Source organism: Chryseobacterium sp. 22532 (genome assembly GCF_052044665.1).
In the GTDB taxonomy this organism is placed as follows: Bacteria; Bacteroidota; Bacteroidia; order Flavobacteriales; family Weeksellaceae; genus Chryseobacterium; species Chryseobacterium lathyri.
Genome location: NZ_JBQENJ010000004.1, coordinates 479,564 through 502,084, shown reverse-complemented (window position 1 = coordinate 502,084; position 22,521 = coordinate 479,564). Strand labels below are relative to the sequence as shown.

25 protein-coding genes are annotated in these 22,521 nt (G+C 39.0%); 10 read left to right on the top strand and 15 right to left on the bottom strand.

Translation table 11 applies throughout. The features are described 5' to 3' along the window. Positions 1-3 precede the first annotated feature (3 nt). From ACTJIV_RS13660 to ACTJIV_RS13645, 4 genes are all read right to left on the bottom strand, one after another. A complete protein-coding gene (locus ACTJIV_RS13660; RefSeq protein WP_223559492.1) occupies positions 4-405 on the bottom strand; it encodes a GlcG/HbpS family heme-binding protein in 402 nt (133 codons plus the stop codon). A 3-nt stretch (positions 406-408) separates the two neighbouring features. Next, complete coding sequence (locus ACTJIV_RS13655; protein WP_436806470.1) at positions 409-1,200, bottom strand: SDR family oxidoreductase; 792 nt, start codon at positions 1,198-1,200, stop codon at positions 409-411. A 284-nt stretch (positions 1,201-1,484) separates the two neighbouring features. After that, on the bottom strand, positions 1,485-2,018 hold the full coding sequence (locus ACTJIV_RS13650; protein ID WP_440628102.1) for a DUF4442 domain-containing protein: 534 nt from the start codon (positions 2,016-2,018) through the stop codon (positions 1,485-1,487). 2 nt (positions 2,019-2,020) lie between these two features. Beyond that, positions 2,021-2,572, bottom strand: coding sequence for a TetR/AcrR family transcriptional regulator (locus ACTJIV_RS13645; RefSeq protein WP_440628100.1), 552 nt, complete (start codon positions 2,570-2,572; stop codon positions 2,021-2,023). A 177-nt stretch (positions 2,573-2,749) separates the two neighbouring features. Here ACTJIV_RS13645 and ACTJIV_RS13640 point away from each other — a divergent pair, with 177 nt between their 5' ends. From ACTJIV_RS13640 to pdeM, 4 genes are read left to right on the top strand one after another with little or no spacing between them, the layout of a single operon-like run. After that, a complete protein-coding gene (locus tag ACTJIV_RS13640; protein WP_440628098.1) occupies positions 2,750-3,772 on the top strand; it encodes a ligase-associated DNA damage response exonuclease in 1,023 nt (340 codons plus the stop codon). After that, complete coding sequence (locus tag ACTJIV_RS13635; RefSeq protein WP_440628097.1) at positions 3,769-5,349, top strand: ATP-dependent DNA ligase; 1,581 nt, start codon at positions 3,769-3,771, stop codon at positions 5,347-5,349. Before ACTJIV_RS13640 ends, ACTJIV_RS13635 begins: the two co-directional genes overlap by 4 nt. Further along, positions 5,350-7,797 carry a ligase-associated DNA damage response DEXH box helicase gene (locus ACTJIV_RS13630; protein ID WP_440628095.1) on the top strand — a complete coding sequence of 816 codons (2,448 nt, stop codon included), beginning with the start codon at positions 5,350-5,352 and terminating at the stop codon, positions 7,795-7,797. Then, complete coding sequence (pdeM, locus tag ACTJIV_RS13625) at positions 7,794-8,573, top strand: ligase-associated DNA damage response endonuclease PdeM (RefSeq protein WP_440628093.1); 780 nt, start codon at positions 7,794-7,796, stop codon at positions 8,571-8,573. Before ACTJIV_RS13630 ends, pdeM begins: the two co-directional genes overlap by 4 nt. Before the next feature lie 86 nt (positions 8,574-8,659). Here pdeM and ACTJIV_RS13620 read toward each other — a convergent pair whose 3' ends face one another. Beyond that, entirely contained in the window at positions 8,660-9,874 is a 1,215-nt protein-coding gene (locus ACTJIV_RS13620) for an MFS transporter (protein ID WP_440628091.1), read from the bottom strand. A 148-nt stretch (positions 9,875-10,022) separates the two neighbouring features. On the opposite strand from ACTJIV_RS13620, the gene ACTJIV_RS13615 reads away from it, so the two are divergent. The 4 genes from ACTJIV_RS13615 to ACTJIV_RS13600 all read left to right on the top strand — a co-directional run bounded on the left by ACTJIV_RS13615 (position 10,023) and on the right by ACTJIV_RS13600 (position 11,795). After that, positions 10,023-10,613 (top strand): TetR/AcrR family transcriptional regulator, encoded by a 591-nt coding sequence (locus tag ACTJIV_RS13615; RefSeq protein WP_440628089.1) that lies wholly within the window; start codon positions 10,023-10,025, stop codon positions 10,611-10,613. A 68-nt stretch (positions 10,614-10,681) separates the two neighbouring features. Then, complete coding sequence (locus tag ACTJIV_RS13610) at positions 10,682-11,140, top strand: hypothetical protein (protein WP_440628087.1); 459 nt, start codon at positions 10,682-10,684, stop codon at positions 11,138-11,140. 2 nt (positions 11,141-11,142) lie between these two features. Further along, entirely contained in the window at positions 11,143-11,445 is a 303-nt protein-coding gene (locus ACTJIV_RS13605; RefSeq protein WP_111953374.1) for a DUF3817 domain-containing protein, read from the top strand. Then, complete coding sequence (locus ACTJIV_RS13600; protein ID WP_440628085.1) at positions 11,442-11,795, top strand: rhodanese-like domain-containing protein; 354 nt, start codon at positions 11,442-11,444, stop codon at positions 11,793-11,795. Before ACTJIV_RS13605 ends, ACTJIV_RS13600 begins: the two co-directional genes overlap by 4 nt. A 157-nt stretch (positions 11,796-11,952) precedes the next feature. Here the strand turns inward: ACTJIV_RS13600 and ACTJIV_RS13595 are convergent, their stop codons facing one another. Both ACTJIV_RS13595 and ACTJIV_RS13590 read right to left on the bottom strand, forming a co-directional pair. Continuing rightward, positions 11,953-12,909 carry a nitrilase family protein gene (locus ACTJIV_RS13595; protein WP_440628223.1) on the bottom strand — a complete coding sequence of 319 codons (957 nt, stop codon included), beginning with the start codon at positions 12,907-12,909 and terminating at the stop codon, positions 11,953-11,955. Between the two features lie 58 nt (positions 12,910-12,967). Continuing rightward, positions 12,968-13,765: an AraC family transcriptional regulator gene (locus ACTJIV_RS13590; RefSeq protein WP_440628083.1), complete on the bottom strand. Its 798-nt coding sequence runs from the start codon at positions 13,763-13,765 to the stop codon at positions 12,968-12,970. A 184-nt stretch (positions 13,766-13,949) separates the two neighbouring features. On the opposite strand from ACTJIV_RS13590, the gene ACTJIV_RS13585 reads away from it, so the two are divergent. Beyond that, positions 13,950-14,456 (top strand): pyridoxamine 5'-phosphate oxidase family protein, encoded by a 507-nt coding sequence (locus ACTJIV_RS13585; RefSeq protein ID WP_440628081.1) that lies wholly within the window; start codon positions 13,950-13,952, stop codon positions 14,454-14,456. 121 nt (positions 14,457-14,577) lie between these two features. Here ACTJIV_RS13585 and ACTJIV_RS13580 read toward each other — a convergent pair whose 3' ends face one another. Further along, a complete protein-coding gene (locus ACTJIV_RS13580) occupies positions 14,578-15,723 on the bottom strand; it encodes an Atu1372/SO_1960 family protein (RefSeq protein WP_440628079.1) in 1,146 nt (381 codons plus the stop codon). Between the two features lie 69 nt (positions 15,724-15,792). Here ACTJIV_RS13580 and ACTJIV_RS13575 point away from each other — a divergent pair, with 69 nt between their 5' ends. Then, positions 15,793-16,599: an AraC family transcriptional regulator gene (locus ACTJIV_RS13575; RefSeq protein WP_440628077.1), complete on the top strand. Its 807-nt coding sequence runs from the start codon at positions 15,793-15,795 to the stop codon at positions 16,597-16,599. Here ACTJIV_RS13575 and ACTJIV_RS13570 read toward each other — a convergent pair. The 7 genes from ACTJIV_RS13570 to ACTJIV_RS13540 form a co-directional block, all read right to left on the bottom strand. Continuing rightward, positions 16,596-17,252, bottom strand: coding sequence for a DUF6766 family protein (locus tag ACTJIV_RS13570; protein WP_440628075.1), 657 nt, complete (start codon positions 17,250-17,252; stop codon positions 16,596-16,598). The two genes, ACTJIV_RS13575 and ACTJIV_RS13570, sit on opposite strands and share 4 nt — an antisense overlap. A gap of 64 nt (positions 17,253-17,316) precedes the next feature. Beyond that, positions 17,317-18,063, bottom strand: coding sequence for an SDR family oxidoreductase (locus tag ACTJIV_RS13565; RefSeq protein WP_440628073.1), 747 nt, complete (start codon positions 18,061-18,063; stop codon positions 17,317-17,319). A gap of 6 nt (positions 18,064-18,069) precedes the next feature. After that, entirely contained in the window at positions 18,070-18,570 is a 501-nt protein-coding gene (locus tag ACTJIV_RS13560; RefSeq protein WP_111953356.1) for a CinA family protein, read from the bottom strand. 43 nt (positions 18,571-18,613) lie between these two features. After that, positions 18,614-20,746, bottom strand: a complete 2,133-nt coding sequence (locus ACTJIV_RS13555; protein ID WP_440628070.1) for a catalase — start codon at positions 20,744-20,746, stop codon at positions 18,614-18,616. Between the two features lie 59 nt (positions 20,747-20,805). After that, positions 20,806-21,192: a hypothetical protein gene (locus tag ACTJIV_RS13550; RefSeq protein ID WP_111953352.1), complete on the bottom strand. Its 387-nt coding sequence runs from the start codon at positions 21,190-21,192 to the stop codon at positions 20,806-20,808. 14 nt (positions 21,193-21,206) lie between these two features. After that, positions 21,207-21,509 carry a hypothetical protein gene (locus ACTJIV_RS13545; protein ID WP_146896905.1) on the bottom strand — a complete coding sequence of 101 codons (303 nt, stop codon included), beginning with the start codon at positions 21,507-21,509 and terminating at the stop codon, positions 21,207-21,209. A 286-nt stretch (positions 21,510-21,795) separates the two neighbouring features. Then, positions 21,796-22,410, bottom strand: coding sequence for a Crp/Fnr family transcriptional regulator (locus tag ACTJIV_RS13540; protein ID WP_223559511.1), 615 nt, complete (start codon positions 22,408-22,410; stop codon positions 21,796-21,798). Between the last annotated feature and the right edge of the window lie 111 nt (positions 22,411-22,521).

The window sequence follows — 22,521 nt, the reverse complement described above, 5'->3', positions numbered from 1 at the left end:
AATTTAAGCCATAACAGCAGCACCTGCCTCTGCAATCTCTTTATCCTGTTCAGGAGTTCCCCCGGAAGACGCTATTGCACCTATGATTTTTCCCTCAGCATCTTTGATGACTACTCCGCCAGCAATGGTAAGAAGCCCGTCATTGGAATTCAGCATGCCGTATCCATGAATGTCTGCTCCCGCAATGATTGTTCCCATTACATCACTGTCGACACCGAACATTACTGCAGTTTTCGCTTTCTTAACTGCAAAATCTATAACACCGTAAACACTGTCCAGTCTTGCCATGGTCACAAGATGTCCTCCTGCATCCACAACGGCAATACTTACAGGAATATTGTTGGATTTTGCTTTTTCTGTGGCTGCCTGAAGCGCTTTTGCAGCCTGGTTATACGTTATACTCATTGTTTAACTTTTTGCAGTCCATGCATCGGCCTGTAATTGTTTTACAAAATCTTCCGTTTCTTTAGGGTGTACATTCCTGAAATTAGAATTGTCATCCAGCGCTACATTCACAATCACCTCTGCCATAGACTGCGGATCCAGCTGGTGGGCAAGAGAATCGGCCGCCCCGTCAAAAGCAGATTCAGGAGTAAAGTTCACTTCAGGATTATACCATCGGAAAATAGAGTCTACTCCCCTGTCATTAAACCCTGTTCCAAAAACGCCCGGGTTACAGGTTGCGATCTTGATATTGAACGGAGCCAGTTCGGTTTTTAATCCCTCAGCAATAGCTTCCATAGCATGCTTTGAAGCACAATAAGCTGCTACATATGGAACCGTCCATAATCCTCCCATTGAAGTTGTGAATACAATCTTGCCTGGCTTCTTTTGTTCAATGAATTTTTTAACAAAGCCTTGTGCTAGTTGCAATCCGCCAAAAACATTCACATCGAACATAGAACGGATAAGCTCCAGTGGCTGCTCGGCAATAGGGCCTCCTTCCATAATACCGGCATTGCTGATCAGAATATCAATATCATATTTTTTAAGGATATAATTGATGTCCTGTGAATTCGTTACATCCAGTTTATCAACCGTAAGTTCGATTCCCTGTTCGGCTGCTTCCCTGATTAAATCACTCATCTGTGGATACACCTGTGCTGTTGCAATAACCTTGTGGCCTTTTTTAGCCAGATCAAATGCGGCTATTTTTCCGAAACCGCTTGCTGCGCCTGTAATTAAAATTGTTTTGCTCATTTTGTTTTCTTTTTTGTTACAGGACAAAGTTCATAGATTTCAGTAAGATATTTATTGCTGAAAAGTTCAATGTTTTATTGCTGGAAAGCTCTATATAAAAAACAGATTTATACTGATCATTTCAAACTGAACAGTATTTAAATCACTTAAAAATGCATGGGGAACAAGAGAGTTTAAGCTTGTGGAGAGATGATCATTAACTTTTGTCAATGACCGTAAGGAATACAGAACACTTTTGCCTTAATGTTTGTGTAATTTATGAATGGTATTTGAAGGCGGATATGTTATTCAGGTTTCTGCTTTTTTAATTCCCGTTTCTGTTTATAAAAATTTTTATCAGCAATGTAGATTGTTTTCTTTATTTCACAGTAAAGGGTTTCTTTATTTTTATCTGTAAGTTGTGTTGTTTTTACAATGACAATTTCATTTTCATTTTTTATCCGTTCTTTTATTTCATCCAATTCCTCTTTTGTGTAAATAAACTCCGCATAAAGGTCATTATTGGCAGGGCGCTTGAAATAGATTTCTGCAGATTTATCCCAAATAACGTATTGATGGTTGGTAAGATATATCAGCTGTACCATTGGGATGGGATCTACTGAAGAAAACATGCTGCCTCCAAAAATGGTTCCCATATAATTTTTGTTCTTATAACTGATAGGAAGTTTTATGCAGATCTTTGATAAATCTTCGGATACAGACTGTATTCTGGCAGTGCTTCTGCGGTACATAGGAGATACATTGAAGGCCCATTTAAAGAGCTTCGGCAGTCCGATAATCTTTGCTCCGTATTTGCTTACATTTTGGTAAAAACTCATTTTTAAAGTTTTAGATTATTAATAATTTCATCCATTAAAAGTTGAATATCTTCTTTCGCATATAATCTTCCTACCTGTGCCAGCCCAACTAACAGAGATAAAAGTTCCAAAGCCTTTAACCGGCAGTTCTTAATCATACGGAATTCTTTTTTTTCAATTCCTGATTCCAGAATTGCTGTTGTATGGGAAAGAATGGTCTCGTTGAAGTCTTTTAGTTTCTCTGTGATTTTTTCATCCAGTGAATTATAATCAGAGGCTAAAGTACCGGTCAGGCAGATCTGCTGCTTATCAATTAGAAAAAGGTAATAATTAAAAAGTTTTTGCAGTTTTTCCGTTGCTGAGAATGTATTCTGGGAATCTTTCAGACTCAGGATCCGTTGCCGGTGCAGCTCAATAATGGCCAGGCAAAGCTCTGCTTTGGATGGGAAATGGTAGTGTATAGAAGATGTTTTTATATTAATGCTTTTTGCTATATCAGCATAGCTAAAGGCATTATAGCCTCTTTCAGTGAGCAGTTTATTTCCTATTTCAATAATCTTATCTTTCGTGTTCATTTATCTATCTATTAGTAGGTAGATAAAAATACAAAATAAAATTGATTTTAAAGTTTTAATTTCAAACTCTTTAATATTTTCATACAAAATGCAGGATTGGTTAGATTTTTGAAGGCTAAAACATAACCAAACTTCTATAAATACAGAACGTTTTATAGAAAATCAAAATATTTTCCATTGAAGCTAATAACATTTACAAAAAAAGGCATTTACTGTCCTCAGGGTAAATTTTATATTGATCCCTGGAGACCTGTAGACCTGGCGGTCATCACACACGGACATGCCGACCATGCCCGCTGGGGAATGAAGAAATACCTTTGCCATCATTATACAAAACCAATTCTTTACCAGAGAATCGGCCCTGATATCGAGTGCCAGGGCGTTGAATACGGTGAAACCATAACCCTGAATGGAGTAAAAGTTTCGCTGCATCCTGCTGGACATATCATTGGCTCAGCCCAGATCAGATTGGAATATAAAGGATATGTTACCGTTATTTCCGGCGATTATAAAGTACAGGAAGACGGTTTGAGTACCCCGTTTGAGCTGGTGAAATGCAATGAATTTGTAACTGAAAGTACTTTTGGATTGCCCATTTACAACTGGCTGGAGGTCCCTGATCTCAATAAAAAACTTCAGACCTGGGTCCTCAAAAACCAGGAAAATGCAAAAACATCAGTATTTATAGGGTATTCTTTAGGAAAAGCACAGCGTATTATGAAAGCGGTGGAGGGTTTGGGAAAAATTTATGTTCACTATTCCATTGGAAAACTCAATGAAGCCTTTGAATCTGTCGGAATTAATCTTCCGGATTACACAGTCGCTGATTTCAGAGAGAATGCTAAAGAAGTTCAGCATGAAATTGTTATTGTTCCCCCAGCATTGCTTGACAGCAATATTATTAAAAAAATACCGGATGCAGCCACAGCAATCTGTTCCGGCTGGATGCAGGTCCGTGGTGCCAGAAGATGGCGAAGTGCCGATGCAGGATTTGCCATGAGCGATCATGCTGACTGGAAAGGGCTTTTGCAGGCCGTGAAAGCTACGGAAGCTGAAATTGTACATGTCACTCACGGACAGACCGAAGTTTTTTCGAAATATTTAAATGAAATTAATATCAAGTCAGATGTTGTACAAACCCAGTTTGGAGAAGATGAAGAAGAATCTGAAAAAGAAATCATTGAAAACCCCGGGCCATGAAACATTTTGCAGATTTGATCAACGCCTTGGAAACTACCAATAAGACCAATGCGAAAATAGACGCCATCATCGATTATCTGGAACGGGCTCCGGATGAAGATAAAGTATGGTTTATTGCTCTCTTTACAGGAAAAAGGCCTAAGAGAAATGTCAATACCAATTATATGAAAGAATGGGCCCTGGAGATCACACAGCTGCCGTTCTGGCTGTTTCAGGAAAGCTATTCTTCAGTGGGAGACCTGGGAGAAACACTTTCTCTCATCCTTCCCCCACCAGCCGAAAAAATCGACCGTACCTTATCCCAATGGATGCTGGATATTGTTCATTTAAAAGATAAATCAGACGCTGAAAAAAAAGAATTTGTATTAAAATCATGGAACGGGCTGGATTATACAGAACGCTTAATTTTTAATAAATTACTGGGCGGAAGTTTCAGGATCGGTGTTTCGGATAAAACACTCATCAATGCGCTGACCAGATTTTCTTCCCAGGAATCCAGCACTCTTATGCACAGCCTGATGGGTAAATGGGTACCCGGTGAAGTTACATTTCAGGAACTGATTTCGGCAGAAAATGTTAATCCTGATAATTCAAAACCCTATCCTTTCTGCCTGGCTTATCCGCTGGAAAAAGAGCTTGAAGAACTGGGAGATCCTGAAGACTGGCAGACAGAATACAAATGGGACGGAATCCGTGGACAGATTATCAGGAGAAATGATGAAGTCTTTATATGGTCAAGGGGTGAAGAGCTCGTCACAGACCAGTTTCCGGAAATAAAAGATACCGTACAGGCCATGAAAGGTAATTTTGTTTTAGATGGAGAAATACTTGCGGTGAAGGATTCTAATGTTTTAAATTTTAATGAATTACAAAAAAGATTAAACAGGAAAACTTTAACCAAAAAAATGCTGGCAGATATTCCTATTGAAGTTTTTGTTTATGACTTACTGGAGCTTGAGGGAACCGACCTCCGTGAAAAATCAATGGCAGCCAGACGGGCAATGCTCGAAGAATTACTGCTGAACGAAACCCCTCAAAATATTAAGCTTTCCCAGGTCATTAACTTTGAAAAATGGGACGATCTCAATACAATAAGGGAAGCATCAAGAGACATCAACAGCGAAGGTTTAATGCTGAAACAAAGAAACTCCCCTTATCATGCCGGCAGGAAGAAAGGTGACTGGTGGAAGTGGAAAGTAAGTCCGCTGACGATTGATGCTGTTTTAATTTACGCCCAAAAAGGCAGCGGAAGACGGAGTGCCTATTACACAGACTATACATTTGCAGTAAAAAACGGCGATGCTCTTGTCACCATTGCAAAAGCCTACTCCGGACTTACCGATAAAGAAATCATGGAAGTCAGTAAGTTTGTTAATAAGAATGCCATAGAAAAATTCGGGCCTGTCCGTACAGTAAAAGCTGAGCTGGTCTTTGAAATCGCCTTTGAAGGTATAGGATTCAGCAGCAGGCATAAAAGCGGTGTTGCCTTAAGGTTTCCAAGAATTGTAAGGTGGCGGAAAGATAAAACCGTGGAGGAAATAGATGAACTGGAAGAAATAAAAAAACTGATCCAATAATTGAAAGCATTTGAAAATACAGACGGGTTCAGGGTCATTCAGCAATGGATGGCTGATAAAGGTATTTCCCCTTTTAAATTCCAGGTAGATACATGGCAGAAATTCGGGAACGGATACAGTGGAATGGTCGTTGCACCAACCGGATTTGGAAAAACATTTTCTGTTTTCCTGGCTTTGATTTCAGATTTCATGAATCATCCTGAAAACTATAAGAAAGGACTGAAAATGATCTGGATCACTCCCCTGCGCTCCCTGTCCAAAGATATTGCCAAAGCGATGCAGGAAGCCATGGATGAAATTGGTCTCGACTGGACCGTTGGCGTACGAAACGGGGACACAGACCCGAAAGTCAGACAGCAGCAGGTTCGTAATATGCCGGAAATTTTGGTCGTTACTCCCGAAAGTCTGCACCTGCTCTTAGGACAGAAAAATCATGACCGTTTCTTTCAGAATCTGAAATGTGTTGCAGTCGATGAATGGCATGAATTGCTGGGCTCAAAACGTGGGGTTATGGTTGAGCTGGCTATTTCACAATTGAGAAAATACGTCCCGAAAATAAAAATATGGGGAATCACAGCAACCATTGGAAACCTGGAAGAAGCAATGGATGTCTTAATTCCTTACGATATTAAAAAAACAAAAATAACGGCCAGAGAACATAAAAAAATAGATATTCTTCCGGTTATTCCTGATGAGCTTGACATTCTTCCATGGGCAGGACATTTGGGTGCTAAATTAGCCGATAAAATTGTTCCCATTATTCTGGATTCAAAATCTACCATTGTTTTTACCAATACACGGAGCCAGAGTGAAATGTGGTATCAGCTTTTGCTGGATGCTTATCCTGATTTTGCAGGCCAGATTGCCATCCATCACAGTTCTATCGATGCCCATCTCCGGATCTGGATCGAAGAAAATTTAAGTGCCGGAAAACTTAAAGCCGTAGTATCGACTTCCTCGTTGGATCTCGGAATCGATTTTAAGCCTGTAGACACCGTTATTCAGATCGGTTCGGCAAAAGGAGTTGCCAGATTTCTTCAGCGCGCAGGACGAAGCGGGCACTCCCCTTTTGAAACCTCTAAAATCTACTGCGTCCCCACTCATTCTCTTGAGCTAATCGAGGTAGCAGCACTCAAGGAAGCAGTAAAACAGAAAGTGATAGAACCCCGGGAACCCCAGGTTTTGTGCTTTGATGTGCTTGTACAGTTTCTGATGACCTTAGCTGTGGGAGACGGATTTTACCCTGAAGAAACATTCGAAAGGATTAAAAAAGTATTCGCTTTTCAGGAAATGACCGATGAAGAATGGAAAAGCATTCTTGATTTCCTTACCATTGGCGGAAGTGTTTTAAAAAGCTATGAAGAGTTCCATAAGATCGTCATCATGGAAGACGGTCTTTATAAAGTAACCTCCAGGAAAATCGCCATGCTTCACCGTATGAACATGGGTGTTATCGTGAGTGATGCCATGCTGAAGGTAAAATTTATCTCCGGAGGCTATATCGGAATGGTGGAAGAATATTTTATTTCAAAATTAAAAAAAGAAGAAAAATTCATTCTGGCCGGACGAACGCTTGAAGTAGCCATGATCAAGGATATGACCGTATATGTGCGGGCTGCAAAAGGAAAAGCAATGGCTCCAAGCTATCTGGGCGGAAGGCTTCCGTTAAGTTCGAATTTAGGGCATTTTTTAAGAGAAAAACTTTCCCATGCTTTAAACCCGAAAGCTTCAGAAAAAGAGCTTAAATTTTTACATCCGTTATTAGCCAGCCAGGAAAAAAACTCCCATATTCCTAAAGATGATGAATTTCTCGTAGAGCTGATCAAAAACCGTGAAGGCTATCATCTTTTCATGTATCCGTTTGAAGGACGCCTCGTACATGAAGTAATGGCTGCGCTGATTGCCTATCGTGTCTCAAAGCTGGCTCCTATTTCCTTTTCCATGGCTATGAATGATTATGGTTTTGAACTGTTCAGTGATAAGGAAATTCCTTTAAATGAAGACAATCTGGATAAAATATTGACCAGGGAAAATCTGATGAATGATGTGATAGCCAGTATCAATTCTGCAGAAATGGCAAGAAGAAAATTCCGGGATATTGCAGTAATTTCAGGAATGGTCATCCAGAACTATGCAGGAAAGCAGCGCTCCAACAAATCCCTTCAAAGCTCTGCAGGCCTGATTTTTAAAGTGCTGGAAGATTATGATCCCAATCATTTCCTTGTCAGACAGGCCTATACCGAAGTTTTCAATATGCAGCTTCAGGAACCGCGTCTGGTGGAAGCATTTAAAAGAATAGAAAAATCAAAAATCATTTTAAAATATTCCCATACCTTTACACCCCTGAGCTTCCCTATTAAAGTAGACAGCCTCAGACAGACCCTTTCAAGTGAAAGCCTGGATTCGAGAATCAAAAGGATGGTGGAACAGGCAAGGAAAAGAGGTTGAGAATTTCAGTTCCCGCTTTCAGACTGGAAGTATTCCGTCCAACCTTTCTCGATCCCCATTCCCCTTCTCTGAAGGGGTGGATTTTTGCAAAGCAAAAAGACGGGGTAGTTAAAATAAAAACTATACAAAAATTGAATATTGCCACTAAAAATATCACTCTTAACAGCGAAGTTTTCACTTTAACCAACCAGCGTGCAGCCTTTTGGAAAAAAGAGAAAGCCTTAATTTTATCCGATCTTCATATTGGAAAAACCGCTCATTTCCGGAAAAACGGAATTGCTCTGGCCAATCATATCATGAAAAGTGATTTGGAAAGGCTCTCTGTTCTTATTGAATATTTTCAGCCGGAAAAATTTATTGTGGTTGGAGATCTGCTTCATGCAGGGGATAATTCTGATGTAGATGAGTTCTGCAGCTGGAGAAATCAGTATCCGGATCTTCAGTTCTGTCTTATTAAAGGCAATCATGATCGCTTGTCATTGGAATTGGAAAAAAAATTATGCTTGAATTTTAAATCCGAATCTCTTACCATTGATGGCTTTACTTTCGTGCATGATTTTGATAAAACCCTTTCTGAATTCCAGATCACAGGGCATATTCATCCCGGTGTTGTCCTGAATTCAGCGGTAAAAAACATCAGGCTGCCGTGTTTCGTGCAGACAAAAGATCAGCTGTTGCTTCCTGCGTTCAGTGAATTTACCGGTCTGGATACTAAAAATATTCCTAAAGGCGGAAAATTCTATGTTTTTACAGATTCTGAGATTCATGAAATATAAGCCGTATCAGCCTTCAATTTTAAAATAAAAGGACTGCCCCCGTTAAAAGACAGTCTTTGAAAATATACCAAAGGTGAAAACTATTTTTAATTTTTATTTAAACGGATGCTGTATAGGGTAATCAGTACAGTAGCCAACAGGAATAAAGCTCCGATCCATGGTGTACTTGCCAGGCCTAATGAAGATGTTACAACAATTCCTCCGGTATATGACCCTATCGCTATTCCTATATTGAACGCGGCAATATTGATCCCTGATGCTACATCTTCGGTTCCCGGAAGTTCTTTTTCTGCAATCTGTACCACCAGAAGCTGAAGCCCCGGCACACTGGCAAAAGACAAGCCTCCCAGAAGAAATAAGGTAATAATGCTTAAAACCTGATCACCAGCTGTGAAATAAAAGGCAAATAATACCAGTCCCTGAGCTGCAAACATCCACAGAAGTGCTTGTAAAGGATTTTTATTCGCTGTTTTTCCGCCTAAAAGATTTCCCAGAGCAATGGCAATTCCATAAATAAGCAGGATAAAAGTAACCGTAGACTCCTGGAATCCTGTGATCTGCTGTAGAATGGGTGATAAATACGTGAAAACAACAAATGTTCCTCCATACCCCATTGCTGTCATTAAAAATGCGAAAATCATACGTCTGTTTCCCAATACTTTGGGAAGGCTTTTTAAAGAAGCCGTCTGATCACTTTTAAGGTTTTTGGGAACCAAAAGCATACTGGCCAGCAACCCTATGATTCCAAGGAGAGAAACACCGATAAAAGTAGCCCTCCAGCCGAAATGCTGCCCTATAAAAGTCCCCAGGGGAACTCCCGTTACAATAGCCAGGGTAAGTCCTGCAAACATAATTGAAATAGCCGTTGCCCTTTTTTCTTCCGGAACCAGCGATGCTGCAATAGTAGAGCCAATGGAAAAGTAAACGCCATGTGCAAACCCGGTTAAGATTCTGGCCATGACCAGAGTAATAAATCCCGGGGCGATAGATGCCAGTCCGTTTCCGATAACAAAAAGGATCATGATTGAGATTAAAAGTATTTTGCGCGGTATTTTCCCTGTCAGTGCTGTCAGTATCGGAGCTCCTATAGCTACCCCGATGGCATACAGGCTTACCAGAAGCCCGGCTGATGGAATGCTGATTCCCAGATCTCCAGCCACTGTAGGAAGAAGCCCTACAATTACAAATTCTGTAGTACCTATTCCAAATGCACTTATGGTTAATGCCCATAATGCTGCCGGAAGTCCTTTGCTCTTCACAGCAGAATTGATATTCATCTGTATTTCTTTCTGATTATTCATTGCGTTGTAATTTTGTTGAATTGACTATGCAAATTTCCGATGAATAATTGTATTATAAAAATTATTTAAATTCTAGTTTATTATCAGAATAATAATATATTTGGTTTTTAAAATTTCCGTTCCTTTGCAGTAAAGACAGCTTATCCCAATGAAAAAATCAGAAGCCACCCGATTGAATATTCTTCAGAAAGCCTTTGAACTGATCTATGTAAAAGGGTATCAGACCACAAGCGTTGATGAGATCATTGCAACGACCCAGGTAACAAAAGGGGCGTTCTATTACCATTTTAAAACAAAAGATGAAATGGGATTGGCTATTATTAACGAACTTCTGATCAGTAATTTCAAAAGCACTTTCATTGAACCCCTGAAAAACAGTGACCATCCTTTGGAAAGCATTTACAAACTGATGTACGGAATTTTAATGGAAAACGATTTCTTAAAGGTTGAATACGGCTGCCCGGCATCTAATTTCACACAGGAAATGGCCCCATGGAATATAGAATTTACAAAAGCATTGAACACACTTTCTGCTCATTGGGAAAATGCAATCATAGAATGTATTGAAACAGGTAAGAAAAATGGGTCCGTAAAAGCAGATACCGATGCAAAAGAAATTGCTGTTTTTGTAATGTCCGGCTATTGGGGAGTAAGAAATTTAGGAAAACTGGAAAATTCAAAATCAGTGTATCTTATTTATTTAAAAGGACTTAAGACTTATTTTAAATCCTTTCAATAATTTTTTATCAAAAAACATACTAATTAGTATGTTTTTATATACCTTTGGAATGTTATAAAAAATTCAAAATGTACCAGACGCTTACATTTCTGCATTCCCTCTTCCGTTGGGTGGTTTTATTAAGTCTTATTTATGCCATATGGATTTCCTTTAAGGGATATTTTTATCATAAAACATTTACAAAAAAAGAAGATCTGGTCAGGCACTGGACAGCTACAATTGCTCATGTTCAACTGATTTTCGGGATCATTCTCTATACGAAAAGTCCAATTGTAAAATACTTTTGGAAAAATTTCAGTGAGGCCAAAGCATCATTAGACCTGCTTTTCTTCGGGATGATTCACATCCTGCTTATGATTACGGCTATTGTTCTGATCACCGTCGGTTCCGCTTTAGCCAAACGGAAACCTACGGACAGAGAAAAATTTAAAACCATGCTCATCTGGTTCACAATTGCACTGGTAGTTATATTTATTGCCATTCCGTGGCCGTTCTCCCCTATTGCCAACAGACCTTATTTCAGATAATTATGATACATTTATTAAAAACAAAAACCGGACGCCTGAGAGTTCTGGCCATTCTGGAAGGAATATCCCTGCTGATCCTCGTATTCATTGCTGTACCTGTGAAATACTGGCTAGGAAACCCTTCTTTTGTGAAACTAATGGGACCAGTTCACGGAAGCCTGTTCCTGCTTTTTCTGTTTAATACGTTAAGCGTTGGTGTAGAACAGCAGTGGAAATTCCGGGAGACTACCTGGAAAGTAATTCTGGCGTGCTTTATTCCTTTCGGAACCTTTTATATTGACTATAAAATACTAAGCAAATTATGAAAAATGGGCTGATTTTTTGCGGAATTATTCTTACGGTCTATATCGTTTACAGGGTGTACAGATACCAGACGTTAGATAAAGGCCTTGATACATTAATCCAAAAAGGAGCCATTATTCTGGACGTGAGGACAGAGAAAGAATTTAAAACGGGTCATATTGAAGGTTCTGTTAATATTTCTTTGGGAACCATCAGAGAAAGGTATACTGAACTTAACCGGGATAAAACTTATATCACAGTCTGTTCTCATGGCTTACGGAGTATAAAGGCTGAAAAGATCTTAAAGGAAAGAGGTTTTAGGCATGTGCATAACGGCGGTGCCTGGAGTGATCTTCAGGGATTGATAAAGTAAGGAGTTGGGAGCTGGAAGATGGAAGTTATTGAGATTAAAAACAGTTATGATTCTATTTCATTAAATTTTTTATTGAATAGACTATCCTGAGGTAATTTCGAGGAGTGCCTTTGACAAAATATCTTCCATCTTCCAACTTCCAGCCCCTTAAGTCAGATTAAATAGCATTATCCTTCATCCACACCACTTTCTGCTCCGGATGATGGGGCATCCCAATGATATCCCTGTACAGTTCAGGTCTTCTTGCCTTGATATATCTGCTTCCGCCGGCCTGATGCAGCTTTTCAGGAAAAATGGTAGCGGTTTCAGAACTGTCATCGAACGAACGGCATTCCGCAATAATATCCCCAAAAGGATCAATGATCATAGAACAGCCATTTTTAAGCTGATCATCATCCATCCCGATAGGGTTTGAGAAAACCACATAAATTCCGTTATCATAAGCTCTTGCAGGAAGCCATTTCATTAGCCAGTCTCTTCCTTTCATTCCATCAAATTCAAGGCGGAGCGAGGTAGGATCAGATTCCCTGTTCTTCCATAATTCCGGATCTACGAAGCCTGCTCCCGGTCTGGTAGAAGGTGTACACATGGTAACATGCGGCATGAAAATAAGATCTGCCCCCAAAAGTTTTGTAGCTCTTACATTTTCAATGATATTATTGTCGTAGCAGATAAGAATGCCACATTTCCACCCGTGAATGTCAAAAACACAATATTCATTTCCGGGTGTGAGATGAGGATTAATAAACGGGTGAAGTTTTCTGTATTTGGCTTTCAGTCCGGTTTCATCAACACAAACATAGGCTTTGAAGATGTGGCCATTTTCATCTTTTTCGAAGAGCCCTGCCAATATTGTGATGTTATGCTCTGCAGCGATTTGCTGTAATTTTGTTATGCTTTCGCCTGCAGGTATAAATTCTGCAATATCCAGAAGCTGTTCTTCGGAAAGGTTTCTGGCAAAAGTGTATCCGGTAACCGAACATTCGTGAAAGGCAATGACCTGTGAGCCCTTAGCCGCTGCTTCAGCCGATAGCTTTTCTATTACTGAAAGATTATATGCTTTGTCACCGTTTTTATTTTCAAATTGTGCAGTAGAAATTTTGAGATTGTCCATCTTTTTTTCTGCAAAGCTATCATTCAGGATCACCTGAAGATTGTAAAAAACCGACATTTCAGCGTAACTGGATAAAATTGACTGCCAGCTTTTCTGTTTTTAAATATTGATTGGGAGTAAGTCCTGTATTGCTTTTAAAGTCTTTAATCAGATGGGACTGGTCGCTGTAGCCTGAATCATAAGAAAGACTGGCCGTACTTTCACTTCCTGCATTTTCCTTCAAAAGATTGATGAAATGATGAAGCCGGATGATATTTCCGTATTTCTTCGGGGTAATGCCCATATAATTTTCGAATTTCCTTTCAAGATGCCGCTCAGAATACCCTGTGAACAGCTCCAGCTCTTTTGAAGATACCGAACCTTTGTTTTTAAGCATAAACTGTTGTACAACCCTGATCAGCTCATCATCGGAATTCATTTTTCCGGACATGAATCTGCTAAAGAAATGATTAAGCTTAATAATGATAAACCTGGGATCTGTTCCGGACAGAAGGTCTTCCTGAAAAGACAACAATTCATTTTTTAAAACATTTTCAGCTGAAATGATTTGGTTTTTCACCTCTTTTGCAGAAAGATTAAGAAGAACATTAAAAAAATATGGCTGAAAAACGACTGCAATCATGGAAAATGAACCTGCTGCTGTAAAATCTTTATATCCTGCAGGTTGTCCGTAAAAAAATGAAGAAGGAACCTGATCATTTGAACCAGCTGCATAAAAATTCCGGCTGCCGGATAAAATCAGCCCGGTACTGCCATCTGTAAATAACCTTAGCTGTTTACACTCATTTCCTGCATTTTCTAAAAAGATATAATGCCGGATATATGATGATAAATGCTTGGATGGCTTGATCTGCATGATGCAAAGCTACATAGAATAAAACATCTTTTATTTATGTTTTTAAAGAATTTTTTTAACTGTTACTACCACAAAAAAGTGGTGTTTGGTCAGGTATTTGAATATTTAATGAAATAAATATTATTGATTCCAGCTCCTGAGGAAATCAATTTAATTCAATACCAATCACTAAAATTATAATATTATGTCAACACAGAATTTAACCCACCTGGAAGCTATTAAAAAGATCAAAAAACTGTCGGAAAAGGCAAGAATATGCATGTTCTGTACAGAACTTGAAACCATACCGGTGAATTCCCGTCCCATGACCCTACAGGAAACGGATGATAGTGGAAATTTATGGTTTATCAGCAGTGCTTCAAGCAATAAAAATTTTGAAATAAAGGAAGACCGGAGGGTGCAGCTGTTCTTTATGAACAACAGCGATTCCCAATACCTTTCTGTTTATGGTGAAGCCTCTGTCTATAAAGACAAAGCCACCATTGAAGACAAATGGTCGCCAATGGCCAAGGCATGGTTTGACGGAAAAGATGATCCGAACGTTACCATTATCCGCGTAGAGCCTAAAGAAACTTATTACTGGGATACAAAAGCCGGGAAACTTGTCAGTCTGTTCAGTTTTGTAACCGCTGCTATTACCGGAATTAAAACAAATAATTCTGACGGTGTAGAAGGCAATGCCGTTATTTAAAAGAACAAAAACGGCCTTGGTTTCAGTATTTTACTGTACTAAGGCATATTAATATCCAATGCTAAAAACTCTGGCAGCCCAAAATTCCGGCTGCCAGAGTTTTTTTAATGATAAAAGCAATTTATTCTACCTCAAAAACAGCCTGTATCTCCACAGAAGAATTCACGGGAATAGAGGAAGCTCCCAAAGTGGCTCTGGCATGTTTTCCTTTTTCTCCAAAAATCTCTACGGTAAGATCCGAAGCTACATTCATCAGGTCCGCATGTTTTGTATAATCATCTTTTGTATTGAAAATTCCTGTCAGCTGTACACATTGTTTCACCTTATTGAGATCGCCGCCTACGGCTTCTTTCAAAACAGCTATAACATTGAGCATGGTAGCTTTTGCAGCCTCTTTTACCTGTTGTTCGGTAACGTCAACGCCCAATTTGCCGGGATTTAAGATTTTACCTTCTTTCAAAGCAACCTGATTGATGAATACAAGATTGCCAGCGCGTACAAACGGCTTGTAATTACCGGCAGGCTGCGGAACCTGCGGAAGAATGATATTTTTCTGCTTCAAAACATCATTGATATCCTGGGATTTTTCTGGAATTGTTACTGCTGCCAGTTTTTTAGAGAATGTTCCTTTAAGGGCTAAAGCTGTTTTGGCAAAATTCCTTCCCTGCAGCTCTGCCAGTCCACGCTCATCTTTTGTAGGTCTTTCAACATCTTTCAGTGATGCCATGCTTGTTACACCTAACACGGTATTTCCCTGTGGAATAGCTTTGTTGATATTATCTGTTCCTCTGATTCCGTTGGAAACCAAAACCATTCCATGAACCGCAAGGCTGTTCCAGAAGGCATTCAGTGCAAGTTCTTTTCCTGCCCCGCTTCCGGCAGACATAAAAACTGTTGCAGGCATCCCTTCCAGTGCATGACTGGTCCATAATTGAACAGTTTTGGATAAAAACTCACTCATTCCAGTACTGATATTCCCAAAATAAACCGGAGATCCGAAAGCAATTCCATCATAGGAAGGCAGTTCATCTACTGACGCTACAGGAATGTTCTTCAGTTTAGGATTGGAAGATTCTTTAACCTGCTTGATAACTGCAAATGCATTTTTACTGCTTTCAATACCGGATGCTATTTCTTTGGCCAGTTCATAGGTTCCGCCGTTGTCCGAGTGAATAAGAACCAATATTTTAGCTTTACTGTCTTGTGCCATGACTGTGGTGATTTTTAATAATAGAATTAATACAAAAACCGTACTTAGTTTTTTCATTTTTTGATGGAATAATAATTACAATACAAAATTAGTATTGTCGTTTTTATTAAATTTGCCAAAAATTCTATGCAGAACGACATCGTAAAATGCGGTTTAACAGAACAGACCGACAGCCGATTTGTAGACACCATTGAAAAAGAAGCTTATGTCTGGTGTGAAAAAGGCTGGAAACATGATGATCATGAGCATGCTCACCAGCGCTCCCAGCTTACGTTTGTGGAAGAAGGGTATCAGTATTTCCATATAGACCAGAAGATCTATCTTGTGCCTCAGCATCATGTGATCTGGATTCCTTCAGGAAAAGCACACAGGATAACTTCAGAAGCAAAAACGGTCAATTTAATGGTTTTTCTGTTTAAAACGGTTTTTGATGATGATTTCTATCAAAATGTTTGCGTCTTTGCTGTTCCTACTGTTTTGAAGGAAATGCTTTTATATGCCTCAAAATGGAATCAGCTGATTGAAGAAGATGAGGAACAGGATTTGTTTTTTAAAGCCATTCTAAAAAGTCTTCCCAATTTCTGCAGAGAAAACAGCTATCTTGAGATCCCGGTTCCGTCGGATGTCCGTCTTATTCCGGTCTGTACCTCTATTAATTCAAATTTTAAATACAGCCTGAACACTGATGAACTGACAGAAAAAGCACAGATGTCTGTAAGGAGTTTACAGAGGATTTTTAAGAATGAAACAGGAATTACCCTTCAGAAATACTTGCAGCTCGTCAGAATATTAAAAAGCATAGAACTGATTGATACGGGGCAGTATACTTTAAGCCAGATTGCTTATAAAGTGGGTTACCAAAGCCTGTCTGCCTTTACATCTTCTTATTATTCTATCATGAAAGCCAAACCCAAAGTAAAAAAACTAAGTTAAGGAGTTTCATCATGAGCCATATCTACCGGTTTGGATTCCGGTGATCCTTTTTCACGGAGCCATATAGAAAGAATGACTAAAGAGGCAACAGCCAGAAATTCACTCTGCCAGTTCTGAAAAGACTCAAACCAGAACCTGGACCCTGATATATACTGTACTGCAGTAACGGTGGGTTCTTTTTTTATGACCTGTTCTTCATTGAATTCCTTCATACTTCCATAGAAATGCATTGCTAAGCTGAGAATAAATAAAATAGCAAAAGCTAAGGATAAGGAATGCTTATAAATACTCAGCCATATTCCGCCTTTTTTTACCGGCCACGGAGCATTGGCATGGACTTTTGGTTCCCTGTCTACATCTTCTTTTTCTTCCAGGGATTTCGATTCACTGGAACCTTTCTGCCTTAGCGAGACCGTAAGTACAACATACAGCATCATCTGAAGAAATTCACTTTCCCAGTTTTCGAAGGTAGCCTGTATAAAATGTCCACTTCGGACATAGGCTCCCAGGCTGAGCATTGAGCTGCCTTCTTCTGCGAGGTCCTTATTCAGTGTTTTCCATCCCATGAAAAACTGTCCTACAAGGCTCAAAAGCATTAATGAAAGCAAAACAATACTTAAACTGTTACGGTAAAAGAAACTTTTTTTAGACATAATCAGCAGGTTAAAGATTTAAGATCAAAATTATAATCCCAAAGCTGGATATTGCTGCAGAATTTTATCCGTTGACAATCAGACCGCCGTTCGGGTGAATAACCTGTCCCGTGATCTGGGCGGCACCATTACCTGCAAGGAATAAAAAGCTGGCTGCAACTTCTTCCGGAGTAGCATTTCTTTCGAAAGGAGGTTTGTTAGGGTCTTCTTTTTCCTCTCCAAAGGTTTTTTTAGTAAGTGGTGTTGCAACCGGGCCTGGTGCAACTGCATTAATGCGGATTCCGTTTGGTTTGGCCTGAAGTGCCAGAGAACGTGTAAAAGATACAATAGCACCTTTGGTTGCGGCATAGTCCAGAAGCTCGGGATGCCCCTGATAAGCCGCTGCAGAAGTCGTATTAATGACACTGCTACCTTCTTTCAGGTAAGGAAACACAACTTTTGTCAGCAGGATCATTCCTATAATATTGGAATCAAAAGTTTTCCTGATATTTTTTTCTTCAAGATCTTCTATGTTTTCTGCCGGAAACTGTACGCCTGCATTATTGATGAGGATATCAATGCCTCCAAATTCGGAAACTACTTTCTTTGTGGTATCTTCACAAAAATCGTAATCATTGATATCCCCACTAAAAATGATGCATTTTCTGCCCAGCTGTTCAATCTGTTCTTTTGTTTTTTGGGCATCATTATCATCTTTATAATAAATAATGGCAATATTGGCCCCTTCCTTTGCAAAAAGTAACGCTGTTGCCTTACCTATTCCACTGTCTGCACCTGTAATAAGAACGGATTTATCTTTTAATTCCCCCATCTGAAATTACTTTAAAATTAGAAGTTGGTTAATTTCACTTTTAAAGCATCCTAAAATAAATTCTGTATAATATAACTGTGCATTCAGAGCCTGGGTTTTAGGATGCAGCTCCAGCTTTTTGGTAAGAATGATCTCCCCTTTATAAGAAAAAGCAAAGTAAGCAAATATCTTATAAGATGAGTTTCTGATGGGCGTACAGTATCCTGTGGTTGCAATTGACCAGTCGGATTCAAATATCTTGGCTACATTAAGAGCCATAGTTCGTGCAATATTTTCTGATACACAGTCGCATTCTTCAGCTTCCTGCCTGTCTACATTCAGCAGTTTTACTTTCTGAGGGAGCGTATAGGCTGTCATGCCTCCTTTATAAAACAGGGAGGCATTCGGCATCTGTGAAAAAGCCAGCTGCAGACATCCTGATGTAACGCTTTCTGCAATTGAAATTGTTTCATCCGCAGTCATGAGGGACTGGCTTATATATTCTAAAAGGCTTTTTTGAAATTCCATAATTTTAAATATTTAGTGGTGTGAAGGTGTGTTGTATTTTCGTCTACATATTTCTTTCCATTTCAAGGTCCCAGACTCTGTGTCCGGCTATTGCTGTCATAAACTGCTTATCAGTTCCGCCGTCTTTTGAAATAATCACAGCACGATCTTCATGTTTTTTCATGGCTATATTGCTGCTCTTATACAGTTCTTCTGTGCCTGCCCCGAAATAAATGGCCTTGCAATGCTTATAAGCTTCATTGATGAAGCGAAGACTAAGATGCTTGTTTTCGGGAGCCATCAATTCTGCTGCCGACTTTTCTCCAGCACCGATGTACAAAGCATCAAAGCAGACACTGGCCGTACTGGTAAGAGAGTGCTTTGGAATTACTGGTCCGTTATCGGTTCTAACGGGAGCCAAACTCGGTGCAATAATTTCTACTTTTGCCCCTTTACTTTCAAGTTTAGTTTTCAGATCAGTAAGAGCGGCTCCATCTGTACCATCGGCAATAATAAACCCGATCTTTCTGCTTTTGATAGTGTCCTTAACGGTATCCTTCATGCTTAATGCCTGGGATATTTTCGTCTTTGGCTCTCTTTCTTCACTCTGAAGGTCTGCGATATTAGCATCAGCAGGAATACTGTGGTTAGGCTGTTCTAATTTTTTAACTTTCACACCTAATTTTTCGGCTACTTTTTTGGCAAGATCATGATCAATAAAATTCAGCTGTCCTACCATTCTTTCCCTGATCTCGGGTATTGTTACCTTCGAGAGTTCAAAAACAAGGGCGTTCTGAAGATGGGTCTGTTCAGGAGCCGACTGGCTGTTATAGAATAATTTTGCCTGTGAGTAATGGTCTACAAAACTCTGACTTCTTCTTCTGACCTTTTCACCCGAAACTCTTTCCTGATGGGAAGTAAATCCGCCTTCTGACATCATGGCCTGGAAAGGACATCCGCCTCCGATGGAATTGGGTTCATAACTTACTTTTCCTTTGGCAATCTGCTGTCTCATATGCCCGTCACGCTGGTTGTTATGAACTGTATTGATAGATCTATTGATCGGTATTTCATGAAAATTAGGCGATCCTAATCTCGATAACTGGGTATCGGTGTATGAAAATAATCTTCCCTGAAGCAAAGGGTCATTACTGAAATCTATTCCGGGAACTAAATGTCCTGGATGGAATGCTACCTGCTCTGTTTCTGCAAAGAAATTGTCAGGATTTTTATTGAGGGTTAAAGTTCCGACGATCTCTACGGGAACTTCTTCTTCGGGAACCAGTTTTGTAGGATCCAGAAGATCAAAATCAAATTGATGTTCGTTCTCTTCCGGGATCAGCTGCACACCAAAATCCCATTCCGGATAAGCTCCGTTTTCAATGGCTTCCCATAAATCTCTTTTATGGAAATCAGGATCTACTCCGGAGATTCTCTGAGCTTCGTCCCAGGCTACAGAGTGTATTCCCAGTTTAGGTTTAAAATGGAATTTAACGAAATGAGCTTTTCCTTCGTCATTAATAAACTTGAAGGAATGAACTCCAAAGCCTTCCATCATTCTCAAACTTCTCGGGATGGCTCTGTCGCTCATGAGCCACATAATCATGTGCATGCTTTCCGGCATCAGCGAAATAAAGTCCCAAAATGTATCATGTGCAGAAGCAGCCTGCGGAATCTCATTATCCGGTTCTGGTTTTACAGCATGAACCAAGTCAGGAAATTTAATGGCATCCTGAATGAAAAAGACTGGCATATTATTCGCGACAAGGTCATAATTTCCTTCTTCTGTATAAAATTTGATGGCAAAACCTCTTACATCTCTCGCCAGATCGGTACTTCCCTTACTTCCGGCTACAGTTGAAAATCTTACAAAAACAGGAGTTTCTTTCCCTACCTCTGATAAAAATTTCGCTTTAGTATAGGCGCTAAGGCTTTTTTTGAGTTTAAAAACACCATGTGCTCCGGAGCCTCTTGCATGAACAATTCTTTCCGGGATTCTTTCGTGATCGAAATGGGTTATTTTTTCTCTAAGAATGAAGTCTTCCAGCAAGGTAGGACCTCTGTCTCCGGATTTTAACGAATCCTGATTATTGTTGATTTTCAGCCCCTGGTTGGTTGTTAGTTTTTCGTTTTCATTAGAAGTGCTGTGTGCTTCCAACTGGTCTAACTTCTTGTTGTTTTGGATATCCTTTTTCATATCAATTTATCTTTTAATGTGGTGTGAAGGTTAAAATCAAACTAAAAATCTTTTATGGATCATTCTTTTTCTGCCCTGTCTTTTTCCAAAGTGCTTAGCAGTTTATTGAGGTATTCTTCTTCTTTTAATACTTTATAGTATGCTGTTTTGGCATAGAGCGTAAAGTGTGAATTTTCAATATTTATTTCTGTATTCAGGTTTTCCGGAGGTAACGTAGTTTTACCATGATACTCGCTGATATTCAGAATATATTCTTTAATATAAGTGTCAATTACATTTTTCAGAATGTCACATTTTGCATTATTTTTTATCTTTTCTAATGATTTGATCAGAAAAGCGGTAACTCCGTAAGAATTGATAGCACTTGGGAAAAGAGATTCATTCTCTATCATATTGTTTTTATCATATAATCCGGAATGTATTAAAGTGTCGTTTTCAAATATCATATTCGTAGCGGTTATTAGTTATCGGAAATTTTTAAATATTTCTCAAAATAATGAAGGTCCTCCTTGTCTTTGATTGAAAGATAGAACATGATCTGCTCCGGTTCTTTCAGCCCTATACTGCCGAAACAGTCGAAATGTGCAATCAGAGCCTGTATATTCTCAATCTCTATGTCTTTCAGGATCACAAATAATAAAAAAATATTATTCTTTATTTCTTTGGCATAGATAGCTGCACCATCTTCAAACCAATTTCCTCTGTTAGAAACTTTAATGAAATCCTTATGCTTTAATGTTTTTACTATTTTATGACAATCCATATTTGAGTAATTGTGGTTATATACTTTCGGGAGAAGTTTCAACATCAATTTCTCTGAACTGCTGCTATTTTCAGTATTGTCACTGAGTTTTATAAAATCAATATGAATGGCATATGGCAATCTGCTGCTTCATGCTGTAGAGCAATGACCGGAATTTTTAATCATCTGAAAAGCCTGAAGCTTTAAACTGCCCTTACCTGGTTTAAGAATTGTATTGAAACTTATATTTCAAATGTACGCCTGAATAATTCACTTTTTTATGACCTCAGTCATATTAAGCCCTGCATTAATAAATAATTTTCCTGTTTTCTATGGTAATGCTTCCCTCTTTTTCCATTTTTTTTAAAGCTCTGATCACTGTTTCTACGCGTAAACCTACCAGATTGGCGATCTGCTGTCTTGTAAGCTGTACATGAAAGCAGCTTCCACAGCTGTCATCATGATAGCTTTTAAGATAATTAAGAAGCCCAGTGAGCCTTGAAGTAGGATTCAGAGAGGCCATATTCTGCATCATAATTGCTTTAAAATAAAGCCTATGGGAAAGACATGCATTCATTTCCAAAGAAAGCTTTGGGTCTGTCTTTATTAATTGGAGAAACTGGTCTTTCGGAACTCTTATAATTTCCAAAGGACTGATACAAATGGCATTCATAGGATAAAACTTATCCAAAAAGAGCATTGAATCCCCAAAGCTCTGATTTTTTCCGAGAATGTTGTGTATGAATTCTTTTCCTTCTTCATCATAATTGTTCAGCTTCACTTTTCCCTCTGTAATCTGTAAGTAATAAAGAGAATGGTCTCCCTCTCTGTATATAATCTCACCTTTTTTGTATTGTTTGGTTTCTCCTCCATATGAGTATAGCACTTCTTCAGCTATATTCATGCAGCTTATTGTCTTCATAGTTTTTTTATTTTATTTTCAATAAAAAATAGTGAAATTTATTATTGAAACCACGTTTAAAATAAATTTTTCAGATTAAAATATTTGAAAATTTATTTTCTGCTCTCTATC